The sequence below is a fragment of the Actinomycetospora chiangmaiensis DSM 45062 genome (assembly GCF_000379625.1).
Lineage (GTDB): Bacteria > Actinomycetota > Actinomycetes > Mycobacteriales > Pseudonocardiaceae > Actinomycetospora > Actinomycetospora chiangmaiensis.
The window spans coordinates 115,971-138,904 of record NZ_KB903217.1; the positions used below are offsets into that span (position 1 = coordinate 115,971).

The following is a 22,934-nucleotide window of genomic DNA, read 5'->3' on the forward strand; positions in this document are numbered from 1 at the left end:
GGGCCGCCATGACCGTCCCGCCCGTGCCCACGGAGGAGTCGATCTTCACCTGGGGAGCACCCCCGCTGAAGTTCGGTGCCGGGGCCGCCGACGAGATCGGCTTCGACCTGTCGCAGTACGGGGCGAAGCGCATTCTCCTGATCACCGACCCCGGGATGCAGCAGACCGGGCTGCCCGACCGGATCGCCGACTCGATCCGCCGGTTCGACATGACCGTCGAGATCTTCGACGGGGTGCACGTCGAGCCGACCGACGACTCGATGAACAAGGCCATCGGCTACGCCACCGAGCAGGGCCCGTGGGACGGGTTCGTCGCGGTGGGTGGCGGGTCGTCGATCGACACCGCGAAGGCGGTCAACCTGCTCACCACGTTCCCGGGTGAGCTGATGGACTACGTGAACAAGCCGGTCGGGAACGCGCAGGTCCCACCGGGCGCGCTGAAGCCGCTGATCGCGGTCCCGACGACGGCGGGGACGGGTTCCGAGTCGACCGCCATGTGCGTGCTCGACATCCTGTCGCTGCGCGTGAAGACCGGGATCAGCCACTGGCGGCTGCGCCCGACGATGGCGGTGGTCGACCCGCTGCTGACGATGACGCTGCCGCCGGAGGTCACGGCGGCGTCCGGGATGGACATCGTCTGCCACGCACTGGAGAGCTACACCGCGCGCTGGTACGCCGACTTCGACCGCAAGACGCCCGACCAGCGCGTCACCTACTGCGGCGCCAACCCGGTCTCCGACCTGTGGTGCGAGCGGTCGATGAGCCTGCTCGCGAAGTCGTTCCGCCACGCGGTGCACCGCGGGACCGACGACGTCGAGGCGCGCACCGACATGATGATGGCCGCGACGTTCGCGGGGATGGGCTTCGGCAACTCGGGCGTGCACATCCCGCACGCGAACGCCTACCCGATCGCGGGCCAGGTGAAGGACTTCCGGCCCGCCGGCTACCCGCAGGACGAGGCGATGGTGCCGCACGGGATGTCGGTGTCGTTGACGGCGCCGGAGGCGTTCCGGTTCGGGTTCTCCTCGGCCCCGGAGCGCCACCTGACCGCCGCCCGGCTGCTCGGCCCGGACGCCGAGACGCAGAACGACGCCGCCGAGCAGCTGCCGCACGTGGTGACGCAGCTGATGCGCGACATCGGCATCCCGAACGGGATCGGCGAGGTCGGGTTCGGCGAGTCCGACATCCCCGACCTCGTCGACGGCACGATGAAGCAGCAGCGTCTGCTCGCCACGTGCGCGCGGATGCCGACCGAGGACGACATCGCGGACATCTTCGCGAAGTCCATCCAGAACTGGTGAGCACCCTCCCGCGGCGGGTGGTACACCACGCGGGTCCGCGGGCGCGTGGACCTGCCTGACGTGCCACTCGCGTGGCGGGAGGAGACGGCGATGCCGGGTGCGAACGAGGGCGGCGACGAGGACGTCGCGATGCTCATGGCCCAGCACGGGGCGGCGCGCTACGCCGACCTGGAGACGATCGACCTCTGCCTCGACCGCGAGCCGACGCCCGCACCCGCCGTCGGGAAGAGCCCGGAACGCGTGAGGGGAACCCTCGAGCCATAAGAGCGCCCGAGGGTTCCCCTCACGCGGAACGGGGTGCGCGTCAGAACTCGCCCGTCGGCGACAGGATGATCTTGATCGCGCCGTCCTTGCGGTGCAGGCCGGTGTCGAGCGCCTCCGCGACGTCCTCCAGCGCGAAGCGGTGGGTGACGAGCTTGTCGAGCTGCACGCGACCGGTGTGGAGCAGCTCGAGGGCCCGCTCGTACTGCCCGAACCCGCCGTTGCCGCCGACCGCGTAGAGCGTCAGCGTCTTCATCAGCATCGGGATGATCGGCAGCGGCGGCAGGTCCTTCGCGAACCCGACCATCGCGAGCTTGCCCTTCTTGCGCAGCACGTCGAGCACGGCGCCGGCGGAGTCGGGGTAGCCCGAGGTCTCGATGACGACGTCGGCGAGCAGGCCGTCGGTGAGCTCCGAGACCGTCTCGACGAGGTCCTGCTCGCGCACGTTGATCGTGTGCGTCGCGCCCCACGCGCGGGAGATCTCGAAGACCTCGTCGCGGGCGTCGGTGACGATGAGCTTGCCGGCACCGGAGAGGGCGGCGAGGCGGGCCATGCAGAGCCCGATCGGGCCCTGGCCGAGCACGAGCACGGTGTCCCCGAGCCGGATGTTCAGCCGGTCGATCGTGTTGAGCCCGACCGCCAGCGGCTCGAGCAGGCACGCCTGCCAGGCCGGGACGTCCTCGGGGCGCGGGACGAGGTTGATCGCGGGGACCGCGACCCTCTCCGTCATGCACCCGTCCGACCAGAGGCCCATGAGCTTCTTCTTCGGGCACTCGTCGAAGTTCTTCTCCGCGCACACCGGGCAGTCCATGCACGGCAGCGACGGCTTGACCGCCACCGGGGTGCCGACCAGCGACGGGTCGACGCCCTCGCCGACCTCGGCCACGCGGCCCGCGAAGTCGTGTCCCGGGACGCGGGGGAACGGCGTCTCGATGCGGCCCTCGAGCTGGTGCACGTCCGTGCCGCACACCGACATGGCCTCGACGTCGACGATCACCCAGTCCGGGCGGACCTCGGGTTCGGGACGGTCCTGGACCTCGACCTGGCCGAGGCCGGTGAGCACCGCGGCGCGCATCAGGACGCGTCCTTCGCGCCGGCCTCGTCCTTCGCGCCGGCCTCGTCGGCGGACAGCACCTCGCGGTCGACGAGGATCTCGACCGCCTGGTCCACGTGACCGATGGCGTGGCCGAGGATCAGCGGGGTCCACTCCTCGACCGTCATCGTGCCGAGGTCGGGGATCTCCACGCTGCGCTCCAGGATCTCCGGCGGCACGTCGGGGACCACGGTGGAGATCGTGCGGCGGGTCGAGGCGAGCTGACCCAGCGCGAGCTCGACGGTGGGGGGCGGGTAGCCCTTCGCGTCGTGGCCGATCTCCTCGCGGTAGAAGAACCCGAGCTCGGGGTCGGCCAGCAGCCGGGCGAGGTCACCCGCCCAGAGGACCACCGAGACGTTGATGTGGGAGATCACCTCGGAGACGGTGAACCCGCCGTCGCGGTGGGCGCGGTGCAGGTCACCGTCGTTCAACTTCTCGACGATGCCGACGAGGCGACCCAGCGCCTCGTCGGCGTCGGCGACGGCCTTGTCGGACACGGACGGCTGGTCGTCGGCCACGGTGGGCGTCTCCTCGGGGTGTCGGGAGTCACGGTCCCGCTCGTTATACCCCCGACGGCGGGCCGTACCCGACCCGAACGGACAGGTCCCGGCTCGCGCTGCCGTCGACGGCGCCCCGTGGTGTGGGCCACAATTCGCGCCGTGGACTTCGCCGCCGCCAAAGAGGCCTTCTTCCAGCCGCGGGAGGGCGCGACCGCCCCCGCCACCGACACCCCCGCCCTGGCGCTGCGCCACGTGCTCGAGCCGCTCGCGATGGTCCACATCTGGAGCGCGCCCGCCCACGAGCACCTGCAGAAGGCGGGCCTGAACTTCCTCACCGGCTACGTCGGCGGCCGTGGCTGCACCCTCGGCGACGTGACGCCCGGCGTGGTGGCCTCCACCTTCGCCGTGTTCGAGCCGGGCCTCGCGGCCGACCTGTGGCGCCAGGCGCGGGACACCTGCAGCGTCGAGGAGCTGCTCGAGGTCCGGGTCGCCGGCGGCGGGGAGGGCCTCCGGGCGGCGCTGGCGGGTGTCGACGAGGCCGAGCTCGGCCGTGTCACCCGTCGGCTGCGCGAGGCGCTCGACGCCGGCGGACCGGGCGAGCTCGCGGGGCGGCCGCTCTACGCGAGCCTGCGCGACCAGCCCTGGCCAACCGACGCCCACACCGCGCTGTGGCACGTCGCCTCGCTCTACCGCGAGCACCGCGGCGACGCCCACCTCGGCGCCTGCGTGGCCGCCGGCGTCGACGGACTCGAGGCGAACATCCTCACCGAGCTGCGCGCCGGGTACGACCTCTACGAGTACACCGGCACCCGGGGCTGGTCCCCGGAGGCCATGGACGCGGCGTTCGCGCGCCTGGAGGCCCGCGGCCTCGTCGCGAACGGGGCGCTGACCCCGGCGGGCACGGGCCTGCGCCAGGAGATCGAGACCGCCACCGACCTCGCGCAGCAGCGGGTGGTGGACGCCCTCGCGGACGGGTTCGACGAGCTCGTCGCCACGCTCGGCTCCTGGGCCGACCGGGTCGTCGCCGCGGGCTGGTTCCCGCCGGACCCCTACAAGCGCGCGGCCGGGTGAGACGCGGACGGGCCGGGTAGGTGGAGCGGGTGCCTCCTGCGACCTCGCCCTCCCGCCGCCTCCGGGATGCCATCGAGCCGATCGCGATGGTGTACGCGCACAGCCCGGAGGCCCACGAGCAGTACGAGGCCCTGGGCCTGCGCCGGTGGCACGGCTACGTCCTCGGGCGCGCCGGGGCGCTCGGCCTGCCGCCGGCGAGCCTCGTCGTCGCCACCTTCGGGGCGTTCGAGCCGGACATGCTCACCGGCGTCTACGAGTCCGCGCTGTCGACGGCGAGCGTCCCCGACGCCCTCGCCGCGAAACTGGCCGGCGCCACCCGGTGCCTGCACCGCGTGTTCGGTGAGCCGATGCGCGACGTCGAGGAGGTCGTCGCCGTGCTCCGGGGCGGCCTCGACGAGGCGCCCCTGCTGGGGAAGCCGCTGTTCGCGGGTCACGCGGGGATGGCGTGGCCGGGCGACGCCTGGGCCCGCCTCTGGCACGCGACGAACCTGCTGCGCGAGTTCCGGGGCGACGCCCACATCGCGGCGCTCGTGTCCCACGGCATCGGGATGCTCGAGTCCAACCTGCTCACCGAGGCCTGGATCGGGATGGCGGGACGCGACTACACGCGCACCCGGTCGTGGTCCGAGGAGGCCATCGAGGAGGCGACCGCCGATCTGCTCGACCGCATGCTCATCACCCGCGAGGGCGACCGCATCCGGCTCACCGAGCGCGGCGCCGCCCTGCGCGACGACGTCGAGGACGCCACCGAGGCCGCCCTCGACCCCGTGATCGAGGGCATGGAGCACGGGCTCGACGTCGCCGTCGAGCGGTGCACCCGCTGGTCGCGCGAGATCCGCGACGCCGGGGCGTTCCCCGACGACGACGAGAAGCTGCTCGCCGGCTAGTGCGGCCGGCGGCGCCACGTGGTCACCGCGAACGGCACCGCGATCGCCCCCATCCCGACCCCGCCCACGAGCGCCGACCCGGGCAGCCCGAAGAACGCCAGGTGGCCGAGGACCGACGAGGCGTAGACCCACAGGTACAGCGCGGCCGCCGGGCCGGAGCCGGGAGCGCGCCGTCGGGCGCCGAGGGCGAGGTGCAGCGCGCCGACGACGAGGACCGACACGAGCACCCAGCCGACGTAGTTCGTCACCGGGATCCCCGGGACCAGGGGCAGGGCGGCGTGCGGCGCGAACCAGACCCAGTGGCCGGCGGCGACCATCTGCGGGTCGAGGAACAGGTCCCACGCGGCGAGGGCGAGTCCGCCGAGGACGACGACCCCGGCACCCCGCACCGCCAACGTCCGCCCGACGACGAGTGCGGGCCACGCCATCATCGCCCACGCGAGCGGGACGACCACCGGCACGCCGAGCAGCTCCGGGCCCAGGGTCCCGGTGTAGGCGTAGGCCCCGAACGGGAAGCCCGTCGCGAGCCCGACGGCCTCGGCGACGAGCCCGCCGCCGCCGGCGATCCCCACGAGGAGCAGACCCCCACGCACCCCGTGCACCCGGACCACGTCGGCCACCGACGCCCCGAAGAACACCACGACGCTGGTGACCGTCACACCCGTGAGCCACGAGGTGGGCACCAGCGGGTAGACGATCTGCACCAGCACCGCGGCGCCCACGAGCACCCAGGCCGGCAGGGCCGCCGTCGTCACCGCCGCCCGACGGGCGGTCGTCACCATGCGCTCGCCACCACGTGCCCCAGCCTCCACGCTCGCGATCCACGTCGGATCGTGGACCGCTCTGCGGCGTCGATCGGGCGTGCCTACGGTGCCGGGGTGCCCGCCGCAGGTCCGTTCTCACCCGTGCGCCTGCTCGTGACCTCGGGTTCCGCGCTCGCCGTCCTCGGGACGCTCCACCAGGTGGTCAACCACCGGCGGCTCCGCCGGCCGCCCGCCGTCCCGCCACCGGTGGGCACCCCGGTCTCGGTGCTCGTGCCCGCCCGGGACGAGGCGCCGCGGATCGCGTCCACGATCACCTCGCTGCTCGCCCAGCGGGGGGTGGCCGACCTCGAGGTCCTCGTGCTCGACGACGGCTCCACCGACGGCACCGCGGACGTCGTCGGCGCGACGGCGGTCGGCGACGCCCGGCTGCGCGTGCTGCCCGGCGTCCCCCCGCCGGCCGGGACCCTCGGCAAGCCGCACGCGTGCGCGCAGCTGGCCGCGGCCGCGCGCGGGGACGTGCTCGTCTTCGTCGACGCCGACGTCGTGCTCGCCCCCGACGCCGTCGCCGCGGCGATCGCGATGCTGCGGGACCCGGCGCCCCTGGCGCTGCTCTCGCCGTGGCCGCGGCAGGCCGTGTCCGGCCCGCTCGCGCGCCTGGTGCAGCCGCTGCTCGCCTGGTCCTGGCTCACGACGCTGCCGCTGCGCGCGGCCGAGCGCAGCCGCCGGCCCTCGATGGCGGTGGCCAACGGGCAGTTCCTCGTCGTCGAGGCGGCCGCCCTCGCCCGGGCGGGCGGCTGGCCCGCCGTCGGCGGCGCGGTGCTCGACGACATCGCGCTCGCGCGGGCGATCCGCCGCACGGGCGGGCACACCGGCGTCGGCGACGGCTCCTCGCTCGCGACCTGCCGGATGTACGACACCGGCCGCGACCTGCACGCCGGCTACCGGAAGTCGCTCTGGGCGGCGTTCGGCTCCCCGGTCGGCGCGGTCGGGGTCGCCGCCGCGCTGCTCGTCGTCTACGTGCTGCCGCCCGCCGCGGCGCTCGCCGGGTCCCGGACCGGCGCCGTCGGCTACGCGGCGGGCGTCGCCGGGCGGGTGCTGGCCGCCCGGTTCACCGCGACGAGCCGCTGGGACGCCGTCGGCCACCCGATCTCGGTGCTGACGACCCTGGCGCTGCTGGTCTCGTCCTGGACCGGACGGGTCCGGGGGACCCTGACGTGGAAAGGGCGGACGCTGTGAGCCGCGTCGTGGTCGTGGGGGCAGGCCTCGGCGGCCTCGCGACGGCGGCCCGGCTGGCCGCGGCGGGGCACGAGGTCGAGGTCCACGAGCAGGCCGACGTCGTCGGCGGGAAGCTCGGCGTCGTCGAGCGCGACGGCTTCACCTTCGACACCGGGCCCTCGCTGCTCACGCTGCCCGGCCTCCTCGAGGACCTCCTCACGACGACGGGTGGCCCCGCCGGTCTCGCTGTCGAGCGCGTCGACCCGGCCTGCGACTACACCTTCGCCGACGGCACCCGCCTGACGCTGCCGCACGACCCGGCCGAGGTCCCGGCCGCGTTCGACGCCGCTTTCGGCCCCGGGGCGGGCACGGCCTGGTCGCGGTTGCACGCCCGGTCGGAGCACCTCTGGAAGCTCGTGGGCGAGGACGTGCTCCGGCGTCCGCTGACGCTCCCCGCGCTGCTGCGGATGAGCCTCCGCCCCGGGGGCCTGCGGGCGGTGGCGCCGTGGCGCACGGTGCGCGGCCTGGCCCGCCGGGTGCTGCCCGACCCCCGGATGCGCACCTGGCTGGAGCGCTACGCGACCTACTCCGGCTCCGACCCGCGCCGGACGCCCGCCGTGCTCTCGGTGACCTCGTTCGTCGAGCAGGAGTTCGGCGCCTGGTACGTGCCCGGGGGGCTGCGCCGCATCGTCGACACCCTGCACGCGCGGTGCGTCGAGCTGGGCGTGGCGGTGCACCTGTCGTCGCCCGTCGACGAGGTGCTGGTCGAGGCCGGCCGGGCGGTCGGGGTCCGGGTGGCCGGGCGGGAGCGGCGCGCCGACGCGGTGGTGTGCAACGCCGACGCCACGGTGCTCCACGAGCGGCTGCTGCCCCGCGGCGCGGCCCCCCGGGCCCGACGACGGCTCCGGCGGGTCCCCCCGTCGAGCGCCGGGTTCGTGCTGCTGCTGGGGCTCTCCGGCCGGTCGCAGGCCGCGGCCCACCGGGTGTTCTTCCCCGCCGACTACGCCGCCGAGTTCGACGCGGTCTTCGGCCGCCGACCCCGCCCGGTCGAGGACCCGACGGTCTACGTCCACGCCCCCGACGACCCCGCGCTGCGTCCCGACGACGACTCCGAGGGGTGGTTCGTGCTGGTGAACGCCCCGGTGCACGACCCGGGGCGGGCGCGCGGCGTGGACTGGGACGCCCCCGGCCTGCGCGAGGCCTACGCGGAGCGGGTGCTCGACGTGCTCGCGGCCCGCGGGGTCGACGTCCGGCCACGGCTGCGGTTCGTCGAGGTGCTCACCCCCGCCGACCTCGAGCGCCGCACCGACTCGCCCGGCGGCGCGATCTACGGCACCGCCTCCCACGGCCCGCGGGCCGCGCTCCGGCGACCCGCCAACGCGGGGCCGCTGCCCGGCCTCCACCTCGTCGGTGGCTCGGCCCACCCCGGCGGCGGCATCCCGCTGGTGCTGATGTCGGCCGAGATCGTGGCGGGTCTCATCGGTCCGGCGGGATCTCCGGGGGGAACTCCGCCGGGATCGAGCGCCACATCCCGACGGCGAGCTGCACCAGACCCACCAGCGCCAACGCCGCCCACGTCGTCAGGAACGTCGTCCCCCAGCTCCACCCCGGGCCCGGCACCCTCGGCAGCACCGCCGCCCCCAGCACGGGGAGGGCGACGACGATGATCCGCGTCGGCCGTTCCGCCACCGTCACCGCGCCCGCCCCGGGCATGCCCACCGACTGCGCCCGCGCCCGGGCGTACTCGTGCAGCAGCGTCACGGCCGCGACCGCCACCGCGGCCGGGGCCGGTGCGCCGAGCACGACGAGCACCGCGACCAGCAGCAGGTCCCCCAGGCGGTCGCAGACGGCGTCGACGACCGCCCCGAGCGGCCGTGCCCGGTCGGCGGCCAGGGCCACCGCCCCGTCGAGCCCGTCGAGCACCCCGCCCAGCACCACCAGCACCCCGGCGAACGCCACCCACGGCGCACCCGCCGTCGCCACCAGGAGGGCTCCCGCGAACGCCAGCACCCCGGCCACCGAGAGCACGTCCGGGGGGACCCCCAGGAACGGACGCACGCAGGCCCGGACCAGCCGCAGCCAGCCGCGCACCACCGCCGACGGTGCCAGGCCGCCGTGGCGCGCCGACCACCCGGCGTCCGGATCCGCTCCCACCCGGCCAGCGTGCCACCGGTGGCCACGGTGACCACCCGACGGCAGCGCGCGGCCGGTCTCGCGCGGCAGGTCGGGCGGACCTTCCCGGTCAGCGACGTCGCCCTGTGGGCCGCCGGCGCCACCTACTTCGGCGTCATCGGGCTCGTGCCGCTGGCGCTCGCCTCGCTGTGGGCGGTCGGGCGTCTGGTCGGCGGCGACGTGCTCACGACCGCGATGGAGGCGGCGATCGGCGGCCTGCCGCCCGGCCACGGCACGCCCGAGGCGCTGCGCACGCTCACGGCCGTCGCCCTCGGGATGCCGTGGTGGAAGGCGCTGGTCGTGCTCTTCCCCGCCAGCCTCTACGGCGAGGGCCTCCGCCGGGCGTTCCGCCAGTTCGCGGACGTGCCCGACCGGCTCACCGGCTGGCGGGGGCGCGCCGGGCTGCTCGGCGTCGCGGCCGTCGCACCCTTCCTCGTCGTGGTGGTGCTGGCGGCGGCGCCCGTCGTCGGGCCGCTGTACGCCGCCGGCGGCTGGTCGCTCGTGCTCGGCGTGGTCATCGCCTTCCACGTGGTGTTCCTGACGGTGTCGCTGGCCCTCGTCGCGCTCTTCCGGTTCGTGGCGCCCGGTCGGCTCGGCGGGAAGGCGCTCTGGATCGGGGCGTTCGCCACCGGCTCGGTGCTCGCGGGCTTCCTCCAGGGCTTCGTGGTGTTCCTGGCCATCCCGATCCAGTGGTCGGCGCCGTTCGGCGGGCTGCCGATCGTGGGTGCGGTGTCGGCGCTGGCGCTGTGGCTGTTCCTGCTGCACATCCTCGTGCTCTGCGGGTTCCGCGCGACCGTCGTGCTCGACCAGGTGCTCCAGGAGCGCAGGACGGCGTCTGACGGACCCTCGGGCGGGGAAACCGGACCGTCATGAAGGCAGCCGTCTACCGCAGGACCGGGCCCGCCCGGGACGTGCTCTCCGTCGAGGAGATCGACGTCCCCGAGCCCGGTCCCGGCCAGGTCCGCGTCCGCATCACCCGCTCCGCGATCAACCCGACCGACTGGAAGAGCCGCGCCGGCCTGACCGGCGGCGAGCCCGACGGTTTCCAGATCCCGCACCAGGACGGCGCGGGCGTCGTCGACGCGGTCGGCGAGGGCGTCGAGGGCCGCGAGGTCGGCCAGCGGGTGTGGCTCCACCTGGCGGCGTTCAAGAACCGCTACGGGACCGCCGCGGAGTTCAGCGTGCTGCCCGCCGAGCGGGCCGTCCCGCTGCCTGACGACGCCTCCGACGACCTCGGCGCCTGCCTCGGCGTCCCGGCCGTCACGGCGGCGCACTGCCTGGGCGGCGACCCCGCCGCGCTCGCGGGGAAGACCGTGCTCGTGGCCGGCGGGGCGGGCGCGGTCGGCCACTTCGCGATCGGGCTGGCGAAGTACGCGGGTGCCCGGGTGGTCGCCACGGTGAGCTCGGAGTCCAAGGGCGAGCGCGCCCGCGCGGCCGGGGCGGACCTCGTCGTGAACTACCGCGAGGACGGGGCGGTCGAGAAGGTCCGCGCCTTCGCCGAGCGGGTCGACCGGATCGTCGAGGTCGCCCTCGGCGCGAACCTCGAGCTCGACCTCGCCGTCAGCGACAACACGACCATCGCCGTGTACGCCAACGAGCCGAACGACCCGACCATCCCGGTGCGGCGGCTGATGGTCTCCAACACCACGATCCGCTTCGTGCTGCTCTACAACATCACCGCCGCCGATCTGGCCGCCGACGTCGCCTGGGTGCGGGGCGCCGTGGCGGCCGGAGAGCTCACCGCGCTGGAGGCGACGACCTACCCGCTCGACGACGTCGTCGCAGCTCAGGAGGCGGTGGAGAACGGCGCGGTCGGGAAGGTCATGCTTATCCCCTAGGCCGGGAGGCGGACGCCTCCCGGGAATCGACCCCCGGGGAGGCCGTCCGTGGTCAGCCGTTCCGCACGTTTCGAGGTGATCGGAGACGTGATGCTCGCGTGGACTCCGGCGGAGAACGCCGACGACGAGGCCGCGTGGATCCGTTCGCCCGCCGCCCGTTTCGACTCCGACGGGGACCGCGCCGGGACCCGCACCTCCTGGAAGCTCGCCGTCTCGCACTCGCGGGAGAAGCGGGTCGGGCCGGGCACCGTCGGGTGGGTGCACGAGTGGAACGGGCGCGGCCGCATCGCCGCCGTCGTCGTCTTCGACTCGAACCCGTACTCGCGCACCGGCGCCGACAACGAGGCCGAGTGGTACGCCGACGGCATCCTCGGGGTCATCCCGGAGGAGCACCGGGTGCCGGCCGAGACGATCATGGCGCACCCCGACTGGAAGCCCAGCGCCCCGTACATGGGTGCCAAGGGCCGGCAGTTCAAGGACGGCGCCCCGGTCGTGCCGGGCAACGCCGTGATCCTGCGCGAGCTCGTCGACGACGAGACGGCGCGCTGGCTCGGGCTCGACCGGAGCATGGCCCACTAGAGGAGACAGCAGGTACGGGTGACCTTCCGTCACACCTACCCGCGAGTTAACGTGCGGTGGTGCGCGACCACCACCACGACGTCCTCGTCATCGGCTCCGGATTCGGCGGCAGCGTCTCGGCGCTGCGTCTGACCGAGAAGGGCTACCGGGTCGGGGTCCTCGAGGCGGGACGGCGTTTCAGCCCGGAGACGCTGCCCTCGACCTCCTGGGACGTCCGCAACTTCCTCTGGGCCCCTGCGCTGGGCTGCTACGGCATCCAACGGATCCACGTCCTGCGTGACGTCGTGGTGCTCGCGGGCGCCGGCGTCGGCGGCGGATCGCTGAACTACGCGAACACGCTCTACCAGCCGTCGTCCGAGGCCTTCTACCGCGACCCGCAGTGGGCCTCGATCACCGACTGGCGCGACGAGCTCGACCCCTTCTACGCCCAGGCCCAGCGGATGCTCGGGGTCGTCACGCAGCCGACCGTGACCCCGTCCGACCAGGTGATGCGCCAGGTCGCCCGCGAATGGGGCCGGGAGGACACCGTCACCCCGACGCGGGTCGGCGTGTACTTCGGCGAGGGGCCCGGCGTCACGGTGCCCGACCCGTTCTTCGGCGGCGCGGGGCCCGACCGCACCGGCTGCATCGAGTGCGGCGAGTGCATGACGGGCTGCCGCCACGGCGCGAAGAACACCCTCGACCAGAACTACCTCGGGCTGGCCGAACGGGCCGGCGCCCTCGTGTACCCCGAGACGACGGTGCTCTCGGTGCGCCCGCTCGCGTCCGGGTGGGAGGTCGTGACGCGACCGACCCGCGGTGGCCGACGCCGCCGGACGGTCTGGACGGCCGACCAGGTCATCTTCTCCGCCGGCACCTGGGGCACGCAGTCACTGCTGCACCGCCTGCGCGACACCGGGGTGCTGCCGAGCATCTCCGCCCGGCTCGGGCACCTGACGCGGACGAACTCCGAGGCGCTGGTCGGCGCCATGTCCCGGCGCGCGCCGCAGCGGGGCGGGCCGCGCGACTTCACGCAGGGCGTCGCGATCACGTCGTCGTGGCACCCGGACCCCGACACCCACATCGAGCCCTGCCGCTACGGCTACGGCTCGAACGCGATGGGGCTGCTCACCACGCTCATGACCGACGGCGACGGCCGGGTGCCGCGCCTGGTCAAGATGCTCGGCCAGGGCCTGCGGCACCCCCGGACGCTGCTGCGCTCGTTCGACAAGCGCCGCTGGTCGGAGCGCACCGTCATCGCGCTCGTGATGCAGTCGCTGGACAACTCGATCACCGTGCGGCGCCGCTTCGGCCGGCTGGTCTCCCGCCAGGGCCACGGCACCCCGAACCCCACGTGGATCCCGGCCGCGAACGCCACCACCCGCCGGATGGCCGAGATCATCGACGGCGACCCGGGCGGCACCTGGGGCGAGGCCGTGAACATGCCGATGACCGCGCACTTCATCGGCGGCTGCGCGATCGGGACGTCGCCGACCACCGGTGTGATCGACGCCTACCAGCGCCTCTACGGCTACGACGGCCTGCACGTGGTCGACGGGTCGGCGCTCTCGGCCAATCTCGGCGTCAACCCCTCGCTGACCATCACGGCCCAGGCCGAGCGCGCCATGGCGTTCTGGCCCAACAAGGGCGAGGCCGACCCCCGGCCGCCGCTCGGCGCGGCCTACGAGCGGCTGGAGCCGGTCGCACCGGTGCACCCCGTGGTGCCCGCGGGCGCTCCGGGCGCCCTGCGCACGGTGACGCTGCCCGTTCCCCCGGTCCCGCCCCGCACCCCGGTCGCGGGTTCCTGACGGGTCGGGCGTCCCCGGGCGAGGGGCGTTCACGGCCCGGTGGATCGAGCGACGGGGCCCCTCGCCCGACACGGGAGACTGACCGGCGTGTCCGGTGACGTGCTGCTGCTGTCCAACTCCCGCCCACCCGGCGGCTCGGAGCCGTTCACACACGCCCGCACGGTGCTGGACGACCACCTCGACGGGCGCACGGTGTGGTTCGTGCCCTACGCGCAGGCCGACCACGACGCGTACTTCCGCTGGGCCCACGACGCGCTCGGGATCGACCTGCGCCCGCTGCACCGCGAGCCCGACCCGGCGGCCACGGCTGCGGGCGCCGAGGCCGTGTTCGTCGGCGGCGGCAACACCTTCCGGCTGCTCCACGACGTGCGGCGCCTCGGCGTGCTCGACGCCCTGCGGACCAACGACGCCTGCCGCTACACCGGCAGCTCGGCCGGCACGAACCTCGCCCAGCCGACGATCATGACCACGAACGACATGCCGATCGTCGACCCCGGCGGCCTCGACGCCCTCGGGCGCGTGCCGTTCCAGGTGAACCCGCACTACCTCGACCCGGACCCCACGAGCACGCACCAGGGCGAGACCCGGGAGGAACGGATCCGGGAGTTCCACGAGCTCAACCGCGTACCCGTCGTCGGGCTGCGCGAGGGTGCGTGGCTGCACCGGACCGGCGACACGGTGACCCTCGGCGGGAACACCGCCCGGCTCTTCCGCCGCGACGAGGAGCCGGTCGAGCTCGCACCGGGTACGGACGTCTCATGGCTGCTCGCCCCCACGATCTCCTCCTGACGGACGTCCTCCCCCGCGGACACGACACCCCCGTCGACGTCCGCGTCGAGGACGGCCGCATCGCGGAGATCGGACCCGCCCTCACGGCCCCCGGGGTCACGGCGGTCGACGGTGGCGGACGCCCGGTCCTGCCCGGCCTCGTCGAACCGCACCTGCACCTCGACAAGGCGCTGCTCGGGGGCGGCGACGGCACCCTCGCGGGCGCGGTGAGCGCGACCGCCGAGGCCAAGGAGCACTTCACCCACGACGACGTCGTCGCCCGCGCCGAGGACGTCCTGCGCCGGGCCGTCCGCCACGGCACCACCCTGATCCGGACGCCCGTCGACGTCGACCCCACCGTCGGCCTCACGAGCCTCGACGCCCTGCTCGAGCTCAAGGAGCGGTGGGCGGGGGTCGTCGAGCTGCAGGTCGTGGCGTTCCCGCAGGAGGGGATCGCCGCCCGGCCCGGCACGGACGAGCTGCTGGTCGAGGCCCTGCGGCGCGGGGCGGACGTGATCGGCGGGTGCAGTTACGCCGAGGACGACGTCGAGGGCTGCCGCGAGCACGTGCGCCGGGTGTTCGACCTCGCCGCGCGCTTCGACGTCGACGTCGACGTCCACGCCGACTTCGCGGCCGGACCCGACGACCCGCGGCACACCCTCGCGACGTACGTCGCCGACGTGACCGCCGAGCGCGGCTGGGGCGGCCGGACGACGCTCGGACACGTCACGACGATGGCCGGCCTCACCGCCGACACCCGGCGCCGCATCACCGACCGGCTGGCGGAGGCCGGGGTCGGGCTCGTCGTGCTGCCGCCGACCGACCTGTACCTGCAGGGCCGGGCGGCGCCGGTGGCCGAGCTGCTCGACGCCGGGGTCGCCACCGCCCTGAGCAGCAACAACGTCCGCAACGCCTTCACCCCGTTCGGCACCGTGGACATGCTCGACGTGACCCTCCTCGCCGCACACACCCAGCCCTTCGGCACCGCGGAGGGAATCGACCGCCTGCTCGACCGGGTCACCGCCGGGGCCGCCGACATGCTGAACGTGGGCGGCCACGACCTCGCGCCCGGCAGCCGGGCGGACCTCGTCGTCCTCGACGCCCCCGGCGCGGACCACCACACCGCCCTGCTCGACCGCGTGCCCCGGCGCCTCGTGATCAGTGGCGGGCGCGTCGTGGCCGAGACCGTGACGACGGCGACCCTGCACGGGCTCTGACCGACCCCGATGATGGAGCCATGACCACCGCACCGATCCGCCCCGGAGCAGACGCGGAGCACTCCCTGCTCGCCCAGGAGCTCGCCGGAGCCGTCCGCGGATCGGTCCGGTTCGACACGGCCACGCGCGCGATGTGGTCGGCCGACTCGTCGAACTACCGGCACGTGCCGCTGGGCGTCGTGCAGCCCGTCGACGGCGACGACGTCGAGCGGGCCGTCGAGGTGGCCCGCCGCCACGGCGTGCCGCTGCTCCCCCTCGGGGCGCGGACGAGCATCTGCGGGCAGTCGGTCAACGAGGCCGTCGTCGTGGACTTCTCCCGCCACATGCGCCGGGTGCTGGAGATCGACCCGTCGTCGGGAACCGCCCGGGTGCAGCCCGGCACCGTGCTCGACGACCTGCGCGACGCCGGGAAGCCGCACGGCCTGACCTTCGGCCCGGACCCGTCGACTCACAACCGCTGCACGCTCGGCGGGATGATCGGCAACAACGCCTGCGGGTCGCACTCCGTGGCGTGGGGCAAGACGGTCGACAACGTCCGCGAGCTCGACGTCCTGCTCGCCGACGGCACCCGCATGCACGTCGGCGGCCCGATGGACGACGCCGCGATCGACGCCGCGGCGCGCCGGCCCGGCAGCGAGGGCCGCGTGTACCGCGACCTGAAGGCGCTGCGCGACCGCACCGCCGACGTCGTCCGCGCCGACACCCCGGACCTCACCCGCCGGGTGAGCGGCTACAACGTCGACCAGCTGCTGCCCGAGCACGGCTTCGACCTCGCGAAGGCACTGGTCGGGACCGAGGGCACCTGCGTGACGATCCTCGAGGCGACCGTCGACATGGTGGCCTCGCCGCCGGTGCGCGCGCTCGCCGTGCTCGGCTTCGAGGACGCCTACGCCGCCGCCGACCACGTCGTGCCCATCCGTGACCACGCGCCGCTGACGATCGAGGGCATGGACGTCGGCGTCATCGGCGCCCTGCGCGCGGCCCGGCCCGACGACCGCACCCACGAGGCGCTGCCGCGCGGCAAGGGCTGGCTCTACGTCGAGACCGGCGGCGAGACCCGCGGCGAGGCCCACGAGAAGGCCGAGGCGATCGCGAAGGAGATGGCCTGGGCGACGGTCGACGCCAAGGTCGTCAGCGAGCCGAAGGCCATGCGGGCGCTGTGGAAGATCCGCGAGGACGGGTCGGGCATCGTCACCCGCGGCCCCGGCGGCGTCGAGGCCTGGCCGGGCTGGGAGGACGCCGCGGTGCAGCCGGCCAAGTTCGGCTCGTACCTGCGGGAGTTCGACGCGCTGCTCACCAAGCACGGCCGGACCGGGGCCTACTACGGGCACTTCGGCGACGGCTGCGTGCACGTCCGCATCGACTTCCAGCTGCTCACGACGGCGGGTCTGAAGAACTTCCGCTCGTTCCTCGAGGACGCGGCGGACCTCGCCGTGGCCCACGGCGGGTCGCTCTCCGGCGAGCACGGCGACGGCCAGGCCCGCGCGGAGCTGCTCTCCCGCATGTACTCGCCGACGATGATGCAGGCGTTCTCCGACTTCAAGGCGGCGTGGGACCCGGACGGCCGGATGAACCCCCACCGCGTGGTCGACCCGCCGAAGATCGACGAGGACATCCGCGTCTTCATCGGGCAGCCGACGATCCCGACCCGCACGCAGCTGGACTTCATCCACGACGGCGCCCCGGAGACCGGGTTCGCCTCGGCCACCCGGCGCTGCATCGGCGTCGCGAAGTGCATCACCGCGAGCGGCGGCGTGATGTGCCCGAGCTACCGCGTCACCGGCGAGGAGAAGCACTCGACCCGTGGCCGCGCCCGGCTGCTGTTCGAGATGGCGTCCGGGCAGACGGTGCCCGACGGGTGGCAGTCCCAGGAGGTCGAGGACGCGCTCGACCTGTGCCTGAGCTGCAAGGGCTGCTCGCGCGACTGCCCGGTCGGCGTCGACATGGCGACCTACAAGACCGAGTTCCTCGCCCAGCACTACGCGGGGCGCGCGAAGGACCGGCCGCGGTCGCACTGGTCGATGGGGTGGCTCCCGGCGTGGCTCGCGATCACCTCGAAGGTGCCGGGCGCACCGAAGATCGCGAACGCGCTCGCGCAGCGACCGGCCCTGGCGTCGATCGCCAAGAAGGCCGGCGGCATCGCCCCGCAGCGGTCGATCCCGCCGTTCGCGCCCAAGCCGCTCCGGCGGCTGCTGGACGTCCGGAAGCACGCCGCGCGACCCGACGTCGGGAAGCGCATCCTGCTGTGGACCGACTCCTTCACCCCGGCCTTCGACCCCGAGCTCGCGATCGACGCGATCCGCGTCCTCGAGGCGCTGGGCTACCGGGTGGAGCTGCCGCAGAAGACCGTGTGCTGCGGCCTGACCTGGGTGACGACGGGGCAGGTCTCGGTCGCGCGCCAGGTCATCGAGCGGTCGCTGGAGCGCATCCGGCCATGGCTCGAGGACGGCGTGCCGATCGTGGGCCTGGAGCCCTCGTGCACCGCCGCGCTGCGCGGTGACTCCCTCAAGGTGCTGGGCCGGGATCACGACCTCGCGCAGGTGGCGTCGAAGTCGATCCGGACCTTCGCCGAGGTACTCGCGGACCACACGGAGCAGTTGGCCGAGCTGTCGGACCAGGCGCCGCGGAAGGCGCTCGTCCAGATCCACTGCCACCAGTACGCCGAGCTGGGCACCGACGCCGACCGCGCGGTGATGTCGGCGCTCGGGGTGCAGGCCGACGTGCTCGACGAGGGCTGCTGCGGGCTGGCGGGCAACTTCGGGTTCGAGGACGGGCACTACGAGGTCTCGACGGCGTGCGCGGAGCGTGGCCTGATGCCCAAGGTCCGGGAGGCCGACGCGGACACGACCGTGCTCGCCGACGGCTACTCGTGCCGGACGCAGATCCGGCAGTTGGACAACGCCGGGCACGAGCCGACCCACCTCGCGCGCCTCACCGCGCGGGCCCTGGGGCTGCGTGTCTAGACCCGGCGTCCTGCGCTGGGTCGCCTACGCGTACGGGGCGCGGCTGCCGGTGCGTTACGGGGACTGGGTGCTGCACGACCTGACGGCACGCACCTGGTTCCTGCGGGCACTCGCGCGGACCACCGTGCAGTGCGTGCCGGTGGCGCTGCTCGCGCTGCTGCCGGGCCCGGGTTGGCTGCGGGTGGCCCTGCCGTGCTTCGTGTGGTTCTCGGCGATGTTCATGGCGGCGATCTTCTCGCCGCTGATCCGGGAGAAGCGGCTCTACCAGCACGGGTTCATGCCGGAGATCGTGCTGGGTCGGGACGCGGAGCCCTGATCGGCTCGTCCGCGAGCGGGATGCCGGTCACCAGTCGGGAGAGCATGGCGTCCAGCTCGTCGAGGTAGCTCGTCGTCCGGCCGGCGTGGACCCGGGCGAGCGCTGCGTAGCGGGCCCCGACCACGACCCCGGCGAACAGCAGGACCTCGGGATCGTCGGCGGGACGCCCGATACCGCGCGACACCATGCCCGCGATCTGCTCGACGCCGAAGGAGTTCCGCTCGCGCAGGATCGCGGCGATCTCGGGGATGGTGCGCGCGAGGTCCATGCGCACCTCCTCGAGGGCGCGGGCCTCGTCGTCGAGCGAGCCGAACGCGTCGCGCACGATGATGCGGACCGCCTCGATCAGGGGCGTCCCGACCGGGAGCTCCGCCGCGACGCGCTCCATCACGGGGTCGACGTCGTCGAGCAGGACGACGTCCTCCTTCGTCGGGAAGTAGCGGAAGAACGTGCTGCGGCTGACGTCGGCCGCCGCCGCGATGTCGTCGACGGTGGTCGCGGCGTACCCCTGGTCGCGGAAGAGCCGCAGCGCGTGCCGCTGCAGCTCCGCGCGCGTGCGCTCCTTCTTCCGCTCCCGCAGCCCCATGGGTGTGATTGTGGCACGAGAATTCTTTTGACACTGAGTCTCACTTGAGGCGTAGTGTCACGTGGCATGGACGACGTGATCGTGGTGGGAGCGGGGCCGACCGGACTGACGGCGGCGGTCGACCTGGCGCGGCGGGGGGTGTCGGTCCGCGTGCTCGACGGGCTGGACGGCCCGCACCGCGGGTCGCGGGGCAAGGGCATGCAGCCGCGGACACTGGAGCTGCTCGACCAGCTCGGCGTCGCCGACCGCCTCGTGTCCCTGGGGGTCTTCGACCTGCCCTTCCGGCACCACCGGGCAGACGGGACGGTCCGCGACACCCCCCGCAACCCGGACCTCGACGCCGCGACCGCGGACCCGACGACGCCGTGGCGCACCTCGATGCTCATCCCGCAGTGGCGCACGGAGCAGGTCCTGCGCGAGCGGCTGGCCGAGGAGGGGGTCGAGGTCTCCTTCGGCACGCGGGTCGCGTCGCTGTCGCAGGACGAGGAGGGCGTCGAGGTCGTTCTCGACGACGGATCGCGCCTGCGGTCCGCGTGGCTGATCGGCGCGGACGGCGGGTCGAGCACCGTCCGCCGCCAGCTCGGCGTCGGTTTCCTCGGCGAGACCCACGAGGAGGTGCGGCTGCTGCTCGGGGACGCCGAGATCGACGGGCTCGACCGCGACCACTGGCACCAGTGGGCCGCCGACGGCCCCCTGGCCGGCACCGGCGCGGTGTTCTTCGCGCTCTGCCCGCTGCCCGCGACCACGACGTGGCAGATCCAGATCGCGCACACCGACCCGGAGCGGCACGCCACGCCGGAGCTGCTCACCGAGCTCGTCGAGTCCCTGGGCCCACGCGTCCACGTCCGCCGGGTGGAGGTCGCCTCCGACTGGCGGCTCAACGTGCGGATGGTCGACAAGTACCAGGTCGGGCGGGTGTTCCTCGCCGGCGACGCCGCCCACGTGCACTCGCCCGCCGGCGGGATGGGCATGAACACCGGGATCGGCGACGCGATCAACCTCGGCTGGAAGCTCGCCGCCGTGGTGCACGGCGCGGACCCGGCCCTGCTCGACTCCTACACCGCCGAGCGGCTCCCGGTCGCCGCCCACGTGCTCGGGCTCTCCGGCGAGCTCACCGGCCGCCAGTTCTGGTCACGCACCTCCGAGCAGCTCCGGGACACCCGCGGCCTCGGCATCACCTACCGGACCGTTTCCGACGCCGGGTCCGGCCCGGTCGCGGGCGACCGCGCCCCGGACGCGCCCCTCGTCGACGGGTCGACGCTCTTCGTGCGCCGACGGGCCGCGGACTGGACCGTGCTCGCGTTCGGCGGGGTGGTGGACGGGGTCGACGCTCCCTCCGACCTCCCCGGCGGCAGCGTGCAGGTGCTCGACGCCGACGCACTGGCCGCCGACGGGACCCTGCGGGAGGCCTACGGCGCGGACGACGGGACCGTGGTCGTCATCCGGCCGGACGGTTACGTGTGGTCGCGCAGTGCGGCCGCCGTGTCCGTCTGAGCACCGGGCCACGGGCCGGGCGGGTCCGCGTCGGCCTGCTCGTGGGTGCGGGTGTCGTAGGCGACGAGGCCACGGCGCTCGTAGTTCCGGCGGGCGTGGGGGCCGTCGAGCGTGCAGGTGTGGAGCCAGACCCGGCGGACGGGCGGCAGCTCCGGCCACCGGGTGTCGAGCCGCCACGCCTCGGTGAGGGCCCGGGTCAGCAGGTGGCCGCCGAAGCGGCGGCCGATCGCGTGCGGCAGGAGCCCGAACGACTCGATCTCGACCTCCGTGCCGTCGTCGACCGGGCGGCCCCTGAGTTCGGCGTAGCCCGCCGGGGTGCCGCGGTGGTGGGCCACCCAGGTCTCGAACCCCGGCTGCGTGAGGTGGTCGTACCACTGGTTCCACGTGAAGCCGAGCTTGTCGGTCCACGACCAGGGACCACCCACCGCCGTGTAGAGGAACCGGGAGAACTCCGGGGACGGGATCTCGGCCCGGACGACCTCGAGTGACTCGACGGGCTCGACGGCGGGTCGGAGCTGCTCGGGGGCGGTCTGCTCGAGGTAGGTCGTGGTGACGAGCACGGCGTCAGCTCATCACGTGAACGGCACCGCCCCGGGGTCGGGCGGGCAGACGGCGCCCTCGGCCGGGAGCCGGGTGGGGTCGAGGAGGTACGCGGCGGCCGCGTCCGTGGCGCAGCGGCTCGGGAGGTCGAGGGTGGTGTGCCCGAACCCGTCGACCACGAGGACCCGGGCCCGCGACAGCTGCGCGGCGGTGGCCCGGGCGTTCGCGAGCGGGGTCTCCGGGTCGTAGCGCGCGTTGATGACCAGTGCCGGGGCCGGCAGCGACGCGTTCCAGGGACCGAGATAGCGATCGGGGTCGATCGCCGGCCAGTCGACACACGCCGCCGTGTTGAGCGCGACCGGGACCCCGAACAGCGGGTGCGCAGCCTGCTCGGCGGGCAGGAGGGCGGTCATCTGCTCGGCGATCGGCGTGACCACGTCGGTGCACTGGACCGCGAGGAAGGCAGGCGAGTGCGGTGGTGCGCCCGCGGCGAGGTCGGGCACCGGCGGGACCACACCCGACGTCGGGAAGGCGCGGGCGAGCCCGTCGAGGCGACCGCCCGACTCGAGGGCGGTGCTCACCCGTTCCGCGAGCTGCGCCGACGTGGCCGTGCGGGTCGCGGTCCCGACGGCGGCCGCGATGCGACCCGCGGGATCGGGGTTCGCGGCGCAGCGCGGGCCGGCGGCGGCGCAGGCCGCTTCCACGGCGTCGAGGGCCTCGTCGCGGGCCTGGGCGACGTGGGCCCGGACGTCGACCGGCCGGGTGGGGTCGGCCGGACCGGCGTTGGCGGCGAGGTCGAGCGCGCCGTCGACCACGAGTGCCCGCAGCCGTCCGGGGAACAGGTTCGCGTAGGTGGCGCCGAGGTAGGTGCCGTAGGAGTAGCCGTAGATGCTGATCGTCCGCTCGCCGAGGGCGCGGCGCAGCAGGTCGAGGTCGCGGGCGGCGTTCGCGGTCGACAGGTGGCGCAGGAGCTCGCCCGAACCGGCCACGCAAGCCTGACCGATCGCCCGCGCCGAGGCCCAGAAACCGACGGGGTCGGACAGCGGCGACCCGGTCGGCTGCGCGGGCTCGCCGTCCGCCAGCCCGCACCGCACCTGGTCGACCCCGCGAGGTTGGAGGGCGAGGACGTCGAGGCGCGCACGGACGCCGTCGAACCGGCCGACGAGCCGCCGCAGGCTCGACGTCCCGGGCGTGCCCGGACCGCCGTAGTTCACGGCGACCGTGCCGATCCGGAGCGCCGGGTCGAGCGCCGGCAGACGGACGACGTCGAGGGCGATCGTCGGGCCGGTCGGGTTCCGGTAGTCCAAGGGCACCGTGAACGTCGAGCACTGGAACGCACCGCAGGGGCGCCAGTCCAGGCGAGGGACGGCGACGGTGTCGGTCGGCAGGGGTGCAGCCGACGACGGCGCCGGGGTGGGGCCGGGCCGTGCTCCGACCGGGCCCGAGCACGCCGCGAGCAGCAGGACCACGACGAACCACAGGCGCGTGCGCATCACGGGGAGTCGTAGCACGGGTTCCGAGTGGGGTGGGCCTGTCGCCGTGGCTCGGCCTGTCGGTTGTCTGTCGAGGTCGGAGGGGCTCG

21 protein-coding genes and 1 pseudogene are annotated in these 22,934 nt (G+C 74.4%); 15 read left to right on the forward strand and 7 right to left on the reverse strand.

The features are described 5' to 3' along the window. The first annotated feature begins 8 nt into the window (after positions 1-8). Positions 9-1,301 carry a hydroxyacid-oxoacid transhydrogenase gene (locus A3CO_RS0100670; RefSeq protein WP_018330307.1) on the forward strand — a complete coding sequence of 431 codons (1,293 nt, stop codon included), beginning with the start codon at positions 9-11 and terminating at the stop codon, positions 1,299-1,301. Between the two features lie 90 nt (positions 1,302-1,391). Next, positions 1,392-1,565, forward strand: a complete 174-nt coding sequence (locus tag A3CO_RS0100675; RefSeq protein WP_157646901.1) for a hypothetical protein — start codon at positions 1,392-1,394, stop codon at positions 1,563-1,565. A 40-nt stretch (positions 1,566-1,605) separates the two neighbouring features. Here the strand turns inward: A3CO_RS0100675 and A3CO_RS0100680 are convergent, their stop codons facing one another. Both A3CO_RS0100680 and A3CO_RS37780 read right to left on the reverse strand, forming a co-directional pair. After that, positions 1,606-2,637 carry a zinc-dependent alcohol dehydrogenase gene (locus A3CO_RS0100680; RefSeq protein WP_018330309.1) on the reverse strand — a complete coding sequence of 344 codons (1,032 nt, stop codon included), beginning with the start codon at positions 2,635-2,637 and terminating at the stop codon, positions 1,606-1,608. After that, positions 2,637-3,173, reverse strand: a complete 537-nt coding sequence (locus A3CO_RS37780; RefSeq protein ID WP_018330310.1) for a DinB family protein — start codon at positions 3,171-3,173, stop codon at positions 2,637-2,639. The genes A3CO_RS0100680 and A3CO_RS37780 overlap by 1 nt, the downstream gene beginning before the upstream one ends. Before the next feature lie 141 nt (positions 3,174-3,314). On the opposite strand from A3CO_RS37780, the gene A3CO_RS37785 reads away from it, so the two are divergent. After that, a complete protein-coding gene (locus tag A3CO_RS37785; RefSeq protein ID WP_018330311.1) occupies positions 3,315-4,226 on the forward strand; it encodes an SCO6745 family protein in 912 nt (303 codons plus the stop codon). A 29-nt stretch (positions 4,227-4,255) separates the two neighbouring features. Next, on the forward strand, positions 4,256-5,113 hold the full coding sequence (locus A3CO_RS0100695; RefSeq protein WP_157646902.1) for an SCO6745 family protein: 858 nt from the start codon (positions 4,256-4,258) through the stop codon (positions 5,111-5,113). Here A3CO_RS0100695 and A3CO_RS0100700 read toward each other — a convergent pair. After that, the gene (locus A3CO_RS0100700; protein WP_018330313.1) at positions 5,110-5,895 is read right to left on the reverse strand and encodes a carotenoid biosynthesis protein; all 786 of its coding nucleotides are present in this window, start codon (positions 5,893-5,895) and stop codon (positions 5,110-5,112) included. The two genes, A3CO_RS0100695 and A3CO_RS0100700, sit on opposite strands and share 4 nt — an antisense overlap. 96 nt (positions 5,896-5,991) lie before the next feature. Between A3CO_RS0100700 and A3CO_RS0100705 the strand changes: the two genes are divergently transcribed. Next, positions 5,992-7,113 (forward strand): glycosyltransferase family 2 protein, encoded by a 1,122-nt coding sequence (locus A3CO_RS0100705; protein WP_033413371.1) that lies wholly within the window; start codon positions 5,992-5,994, stop codon positions 7,111-7,113. Further along, entirely contained in the window at positions 7,110-8,759 is a 1,650-nt protein-coding gene (locus tag A3CO_RS0100710) for a phytoene desaturase family protein (protein WP_018330315.1), read from the forward strand. Before A3CO_RS0100705 ends, A3CO_RS0100710 begins: the two co-directional genes overlap by 4 nt. Here A3CO_RS0100710 and A3CO_RS40180 read toward each other — a convergent pair. Further along, positions 8,743-9,246 (reverse strand): annotated as a pseudogene (locus tag A3CO_RS40180) (CDP-alcohol phosphatidyltransferase family protein); the annotation flags it as partial. The gene A3CO_RS0100710 and the pseudogene A3CO_RS40180 sit on opposite strands and share 17 nt — an antisense overlap. Positions 9,247-9,264: 18 nt before the next feature. Here A3CO_RS40180 and A3CO_RS35165 point away from each other — a divergent pair. The 8 genes from A3CO_RS35165 (at position 9,265) to A3CO_RS35170 (ending at position 18,732) form a co-directional block, all read left to right on the forward strand. After that, complete coding sequence (locus tag A3CO_RS35165; protein WP_157646903.1) at positions 9,265-10,137, forward strand: YihY/virulence factor BrkB family protein; 873 nt, start codon at positions 9,265-9,267, stop codon at positions 10,135-10,137. Then, on the forward strand, positions 10,134-11,102 hold the full coding sequence (locus A3CO_RS0100720; protein WP_018330317.1) for an NADPH:quinone reductase: 969 nt from the start codon (positions 10,134-10,136) through the stop codon (positions 11,100-11,102). The genes A3CO_RS35165 and A3CO_RS0100720 overlap by 4 nt, the downstream gene beginning before the upstream one ends. Before the next feature lie 87 nt (positions 11,103-11,189). After that, positions 11,190-11,681, forward strand: a complete 492-nt coding sequence (locus A3CO_RS0100725) for a hypothetical protein (RefSeq protein ID WP_157646904.1) — start codon at positions 11,190-11,192, stop codon at positions 11,679-11,681. A gap of 56 nt (positions 11,682-11,737) precedes the next feature. Continuing rightward, entirely contained in the window at positions 11,738-13,468 is a 1,731-nt protein-coding gene (locus A3CO_RS0100730; protein ID WP_018330319.1) for a GMC oxidoreductase, read from the forward strand. Between the two features lie 87 nt (positions 13,469-13,555). Then, positions 13,556-14,257, forward strand: coding sequence for a dipeptidase PepE (gene pepE / locus A3CO_RS0100735; protein WP_018330320.1), 702 nt, complete (start codon positions 13,556-13,558; stop codon positions 14,255-14,257). Then, complete coding sequence (locus A3CO_RS29390; protein ID WP_018330321.1) at positions 14,227-15,453, forward strand: amidohydrolase family protein; 1,227 nt, start codon at positions 14,227-14,229, stop codon at positions 15,451-15,453. Before pepE ends, A3CO_RS29390 begins: the two co-directional genes overlap by 31 nt. 20 nt (positions 15,454-15,473) lie before the next feature. After that, entirely contained in the window at positions 15,474-18,416 is a 2,943-nt protein-coding gene (locus tag A3CO_RS0100745) for an FAD-binding and (Fe-S)-binding domain-containing protein (protein WP_018330322.1), read from the forward strand. Beyond that, on the forward strand, positions 18,409-18,732 hold the full coding sequence (locus A3CO_RS35170; RefSeq protein ID WP_157646906.1) for a DUF5313 family protein: 324 nt from the start codon (positions 18,409-18,411) through the stop codon (positions 18,730-18,732). Before A3CO_RS0100745 ends, A3CO_RS35170 begins: the two co-directional genes overlap by 8 nt. On the opposite strand, the gene A3CO_RS0100755 is transcribed toward A3CO_RS35170, so the two are convergent. Continuing rightward, positions 18,692-19,318, reverse strand: a complete 627-nt coding sequence (locus A3CO_RS0100755; protein WP_018330324.1) for a TetR family transcriptional regulator — start codon at positions 19,316-19,318, stop codon at positions 18,692-18,694. The genes A3CO_RS35170 and A3CO_RS0100755 overlap by 41 nt on opposite strands. Before the next feature lie 66 nt (positions 19,319-19,384). Between A3CO_RS0100755 and A3CO_RS29400 the strand changes: the two genes are divergently transcribed. After that, complete coding sequence (locus A3CO_RS29400) at positions 19,385-20,812, forward strand: FAD-dependent oxidoreductase (RefSeq protein WP_018330325.1); 1,428 nt, start codon at positions 19,385-19,387, stop codon at positions 20,810-20,812. Here the strand turns inward: A3CO_RS29400 and A3CO_RS0100765 are convergent. Then, positions 20,773-21,372, reverse strand: a complete 600-nt coding sequence (locus tag A3CO_RS0100765) for a GNAT family N-acetyltransferase (protein ID WP_018330326.1) — start codon at positions 21,370-21,372, stop codon at positions 20,773-20,775. The genes A3CO_RS29400 and A3CO_RS0100765 overlap by 40 nt on opposite strands. A 12-nt stretch (positions 21,373-21,384) precedes the next feature. After that, positions 21,385-22,845: an alpha/beta hydrolase gene (locus tag A3CO_RS0100770; protein WP_026204151.1), complete on the reverse strand. Its 1,461-nt coding sequence runs from the start codon at positions 22,843-22,845 to the stop codon at positions 21,385-21,387. Between the last annotated feature and the right edge of the window lie 89 nt (positions 22,846-22,934).

Bases quoted from the DNA above. Each gene is read 5' to 3' on its own strand.
- A3CO_RS0100670 (WP_018330307.1), top strand. From the start codon at position 9: ATGACCGTCCCGCCCGTGCCCACGGAGGAGTCGATCTTCACCTGGGGA.
- A3CO_RS0100675 (WP_157646901.1), top strand. From the start codon at position 1,392: ATGCCGGGTGCGAACGAGGGCGGCGACGAGGACGTCGCGATGCTCATG.
- A3CO_RS0100680 (WP_018330309.1), bottom strand. From the start codon at position 2,637: ATGCGCGCCGCGGTGCTCACCGGCCTCGGCCAGGTCGAGGTCCAGGAC.
- A3CO_RS0100700 (WP_018330313.1), bottom strand. From the start codon at position 5,895: ATGGTGACGACCGCCCGTCGGGCGGCGGTGACGACGGCGGCCCTGCCG.
- A3CO_RS0100720 (WP_018330317.1), top strand. From the start codon at position 10,134: ATGAAGGCAGCCGTCTACCGCAGGACCGGGCCCGCCCGGGACGTGCTC.
- A3CO_RS29390 (WP_018330321.1), top strand. From the start codon at position 14,227: ATGGCTGCTCGCCCCCACGATCTCCTCCTGACGGACGTCCTCCCCCGC.
- A3CO_RS0100745 (WP_018330322.1), top strand. From the start codon at position 15,474: ATGACCACCGCACCGATCCGCCCCGGAGCAGACGCGGAGCACTCCCTG.
- A3CO_RS0100755 (WP_018330324.1), bottom strand. From the start codon at position 19,318: ATGGGGCTGCGGGAGCGGAAGAAGGAGCGCACGCGCGCGGAGCTGCAG.
- A3CO_RS29400 (WP_018330325.1), top strand. From the start codon at position 19,385: ATGGACGACGTGATCGTGGTGGGAGCGGGGCCGACCGGACTGACGGCG.
- A3CO_RS0100770 (WP_026204151.1), bottom strand. From the start codon at position 22,845: ATGCGCACGCGCCTGTGGTTCGTCGTGGTCCTGCTGCTCGCGGCGTGC.